General features: G+C 62.6%; 5 protein-coding genes. 4 read left to right on the top strand and 1 reads right to left on the bottom strand.

Annotated elements, in window-relative coordinates:
* The 3 genes from ACILRA_RS20515 to ppk2 form a co-directional block, all read left to right on the top strand.
* Nucleotides 1–491 (top strand): EAL domain-containing protein (locus ACILRA_RS20515; RefSeq protein WP_395663909.1); only part of this gene is annotated, 491 nt, incomplete at its 5' end.
* 67 nt (nucleotides 492–558) lie between these two features.
* Nucleotides 559–1,305, top strand: a complete 747-nt coding sequence (locus ACILRA_RS20510; protein ID WP_395663908.1) for a hypothetical protein — start codon at nucleotides 559–561, stop codon at nucleotides 1,303–1,305.
* Nucleotides 1,306–1,385: 80 nt separating this feature from the next.
* Entirely contained in the window at nucleotides 1,386–2,348 is a 963-nt protein-coding gene (gene ppk2, locus ACILRA_RS20505) for a polyphosphate kinase 2 (protein ID WP_395663907.1), read from the top strand.
* Nucleotides 2,349–2,432: 84 nt separating this feature from the next.
* Here ppk2 and ACILRA_RS20500 read toward each other — a convergent pair whose 3' ends face one another.
* Nucleotides 2,433–3,725, bottom strand: a complete 1,293-nt coding sequence (locus ACILRA_RS20500) for an adenylosuccinate synthase (protein WP_395663906.1) — start codon at nucleotides 3,723–3,725, stop codon at nucleotides 2,433–2,435.
* A gap of 146 nt (nucleotides 3,726–3,871) precedes the next feature.
* Between ACILRA_RS20500 and ACILRA_RS20495 the strand changes: the two genes are divergently transcribed.
* A partial coding sequence (locus tag ACILRA_RS20495) for a hypothetical protein (RefSeq protein WP_395663905.1) occupies nucleotides 3,872–4,233 on the top strand: 362 nt, incomplete at its 3' end.

Raw genomic sequence — 4,233 nt, 5'->3', positions numbered from 1 at the left:
CGCTGGAAAAGCACGGCCTTCCCGCCTACCGGCTGGAAGTGGAAATCACCGAGGGGACGCTGATGCAGGAAAGCGAACTCGTGCTCAGCCAGCTCCGCATCTTGCGGGAGATGGGCGTCGGCGTGGCGTTGGATGATTTCGGCACCGGCTACTCGAGCCTCGGCTACCTCTGGAGGTTCCCCTTCTCCAAACTCAAGATCGACCGCAGCTTCGTGGCGGCACTCGAGGCATCGGCATCGGCGAAAGGCATTCTGCGTTCAATCGTGAAGCTGGGCCATGGCCTCGGCATGACGGTGACAGCCGAGGGCATTGAAAGCCCGCGGCAGCTTGCCGGCATTCGCGAACTCGGATGCGACATGGTGCAGGGCTATCTCCTTGGGACGCCCTGCCCCCAGGACGAGCTGGCGGCCATCATCATGCGCAACTTCGCACGCCATATCTCCCGAAAGGCGCGTCAACCGGCGCGGGCCGCCGCCGCCATATCCGGCTGATTTCCGCCTTTCCTTCAGCCGCAGCGCAGTCTAGTTTCCGCGGCAACAGCAACCCAACTGGGACATCATGCGCAAGCTTTCGCCCTTCAAGGCCGTTTCCCACGCGTTGAAATCGGTCTGGAATTTCCGTTCCATGGCGCTGCGGATCGGCATCATCTGGGTTCCCATCATTCTCGTTGCTGGGCTGGTCGAATTCTATGCGGGCAGTCCAGACCCAAGCTCGCAGCAAATGAGCCCGCAGGCGCTGGTCCAGCTGGTGGCCGGCATCGTCTCGATCATCGCTGTGTGTTCCATTGCGGTCAGCTGGCACCGCTTCATCCTGCGAGACGAGCCGGCCTCCGGGCTTCGTCTTGATGGCGATGTCTTCCGATATGCTGGAACCACCCTTCTCATCATGCTGGCGATGCTTGTTCCCGGCCTGATCTTCCTCACCATCATGATGCTCGCCCCCGGGCCCGGCACCATTCTCGGCCTGCCGATCATCATTGCAGCAGGCGGCGCCGTCACGCGTGCCTCGATCAAGCTTCCCGCAGTCGCACTTGGCAAAAGGGATTTCAGCTTCCGCGATGCATGGGCCGCCAGCAAGGGCAATTTCTGGCCCTGCGTTGGCGTCTTCCTGCTGAACGCGGCCATATTGCTCGCAATTCTTCTGGTCCTCACCGTCATCGCGGGGGTACTCGGGCGGATCAGCGAGGGGCTGTCGCTGTTGTTTCAACTCGCGGCCGTGGCTGTGCTGCAGCTGTTCTATGCGATCTTCAACGCATCGATCTTCACGTCGCTCTATGGCTTCTTCGTCGAACAGCGCGACTTCTGACCTGCTTGATCGAAGTCAAGGGCTGAAGCTCCCGGCAGGCGCAAGCTGTGCGCCTGTTGATGCCACTCCGGGAGTATCCCATGCCAGATGCAGATTTCCCGACACCGGCACAAGTCGAAGCGCCGGTCCAGCAAGCCGTGCCATTGCAGCCCGGGCAGCCAGCCGAACGGCTGACGCCAGCCCGCGCAAGACATAGTCCAAAGGCCATACGGCACGCCTTCGAGACCGGTGAGTTCCCCTACAAAACGCGGCTCGGCAACAAGCTCTATGAGCAGCAGATGGCTGAACTGCAGGTCGAGCTCCTCAAGCTTCAGAACTGGGTCAAAGAAACCGGCGAGCGCATCATCGTGCTGTTCGAAGGCCGCGACGCGGCAGGCAAGGGCGGCACCATCAAGCGCTTCATGGAGCACTTGAACCCGCGTGGTGCGCGTGTCGTGGCGCTCGAGAAGCCTAACGAGCGCGAGCGGACCCAATGGTATTTCCAACGCTACATCGAGAACCTGCCGGCAGGCGGGGAAATCGTCTTCTTCGACCGCTCATGGTACAACCGCGCCGGCGTCGAACGGGTGATGGGCTTCTGCTCTCCCAACGACTACCTCGAGTTCATGCGCCAGTGCCCGGATCTTGAGCGCATGCTGGTGCGCTCCGGCATCAGGCTCTTCAAGTTCTGGTTCTCTGTGACGCGGGAGGAGCAGTTCAGCCGCTTTCAATCGCGCGAGAACGACCCCCTGAAGCAGTGGAAGCTCTCGCCCATCGACAAGGCCTCGCTCGACAAGTGGGACGACTATACCGAGGCGAAGGAGGCGATGTTCTTCTATACCGACACGGCGGATGCGCCGTGGACCATCATCAAGTCAGATGACAAGAGGCGCGCCAGGCTGAACTGCATGCAGTATTTCCTGTCGGCCCTGCCCTACCCCAACAAGAGCAAGAAGCTCACGCTGGCGCCGGACCCTCTGATCGTTGGAACCAGCGCCCACGTGATCGGTCGCGACGACCACATCCTGGGAAAGACGCTGAGGCCAGGCAGCAGACGGCGTTAACCCGCAGCTTAAACTGAAAATCGCTGCGCCAATCTTCGACTGAGTGACAGGACGCGTGGGTGGGCAGGTGGCGCTAGGCGCTGGTCAATCCTCGAACGGATCCTTCATCAGAATGGTGTCTTCCCGCTCGGGGCTCGTTGACAGAAGCGCCACCGGGCACTCGATCAGTTCCTCGAGGTACTTCACGTATTTGATCGCCTGCGCGGGAAGCTGCGCCCAGCTCCGCGCGCCTGCCGTCGTGCCCTTCCAGCCCTCGAAGCTTTCATAAACAGGCACCACCCGCTTCTGTGCCTCTTCGGCCGCGGGAAAGCGATCGATCTTGCGGCCATCGAGCTCATAGCCCACGCCGACCTTGATTTCATCGAGGCCGTCGAGCACATCGAGCTTGGTGAGGGCGATGCCGTGGATGCCCGATGTCTTGATGGCCTGGCGCACGAGAACCGAATCGAACCATCCGCAGCGGCGCTTGCGCCCTGTCACCGTGCCGAACTCGCGGCCGCGCTGGCCGATGTATTCGCCGACCTCGTTTTCCTGCTCGGTGGGGAACGGGCCAGACCCGACGCGCGTCGTATAGGCCTTCGCAATCCCGAGCACATAGCCGATGGAGGACGGGCCGAGGCCTGAACCTGCCGCGGCCTGGCCTGCCACCGTATTGGAGGACGTCACATAGGGATAGGTGCCGTGGTCGATGTCGAGCAGAATGCCCTGCGCACCTTCGAACAGGATGCGCTTTCCATCCCGCTTCATGTCATCGAGAAGCGCCCAGACTGCGTCCGAGAAGTGCAGGATGCGCGGCGCAATCTCGGCAAGCTGCGCGATGAGATCTTGCGCCTTCACCTCCGTCTCGCCCATTCCGCGGCGAAGCGCATTGTGGTGCGCGAGCAGGCGCTCGACTTTTGGACCAATCGTCGAAAGGTCAGCGAGATCATTCACGCGGATGGCGCGGCGGCCGACCTTGTCTTCATAAGCAGGACCGATGCCGCGGCCCGTGGTGCCGATCTTGCCCGCACCCGCAGCGGCCTCGCGCAGCTGGTCAAGGTCACGGTGCAGCGGCAGGATCAGCGTGGCGTTGCCGGCAATGCGGAGATTGGCCCGCGAGATGTCGACTTCCTGCGACGACAGCTTGTCGATTTCCGCGGCCAGCGCCCATGGATCGATCACCACGCCGTTGCCGATGACGGAAAGCTTGCCCGGCCGCACAATGCCCGATGGCAGCAGCGACAGCTTGTAGGTAACGCCGTCGATCACCAGCGTATGGCCGGCATTGTGCCCGCCCTGGAAACGCACAACCACGTCGGCCCGCTCGGACAGCCAGTCCACCAGCTTGCCCTTGCCCTCGTCACCCCACTGGGCGCCGACCACCGCCACATTCGCCATTTCAGGCTCCTCTCAGACACAGGAACGGCCCCGGAGGTCATTGCCGCCGGAGCCGTTCGGGGCTCATACACGATCGAGCGCAGAAGGCAAACCGGGAACTCGCACGGGCCGAATCCGGTTGACCTTGAAAGTCCAGGGTGCAAGCCTTGTTCATCCCCACAGCAGGTCCGGAGCGCGTGCCGATGAAGTCCTCAACCGCCCTTCTCGCCATTGGCTTGCTCGCTGGTGCAAGCATGCCAGCCCTTGCCGCCGCCACGCCGGAGGAGGCGCAACGCCTCAGCACGCTGTTCCAGTCCTATCTGGGCTCCGAACCTGGCGTGGTCACGGTGACGCCCACGGGCAATTCATATGCCGCCCGGTTCGATCTGGCGCCGCTCATCACCAGGCTGGCGGCACCGGGCCTCTCGGCAAGCCTGACCCCCATCGAGTGGACAATCACGCCGCAAGGATCGGGCAAATGGCAGGTGGACCAGAACCAACCACTCTCCATTTCAGCAAGGGCCGAGGG

The sequence above is a fragment of the Aestuariivirga sp. genome (assembly GCF_044239095.1).
Taxonomy (GTDB): Bacteria; Pseudomonadota; Alphaproteobacteria; order Rhizobiales; family Aestuariivirgaceae; genus Aestuariivirga.
Note: the sequence above shows the minus strand (reverse complement) of the source record. Positions and strands in the feature narration are given on the sequence as shown.

Excerpts from the sequence above, each read along its gene's own strand:
- ppk2 (WP_395663907.1), top strand. The coding sequence starts at position 1,386 with ATGCCAGATGCAGATTTCCCGACACCGGCACAAGTCGAAGCGCCGGTC.
- ACILRA_RS20500 (WP_395663906.1), bottom strand. The coding sequence starts at position 3,725 with ATGGCGAATGTGGCGGTGGTCGGCGCCCAGTGGGGTGACGAGGGCAAG.
- ACILRA_RS20510 (WP_395663908.1), top strand. The coding sequence starts at position 559 with ATGCGCAAGCTTTCGCCCTTCAAGGCCGTTTCCCACGCGTTGAAATCG.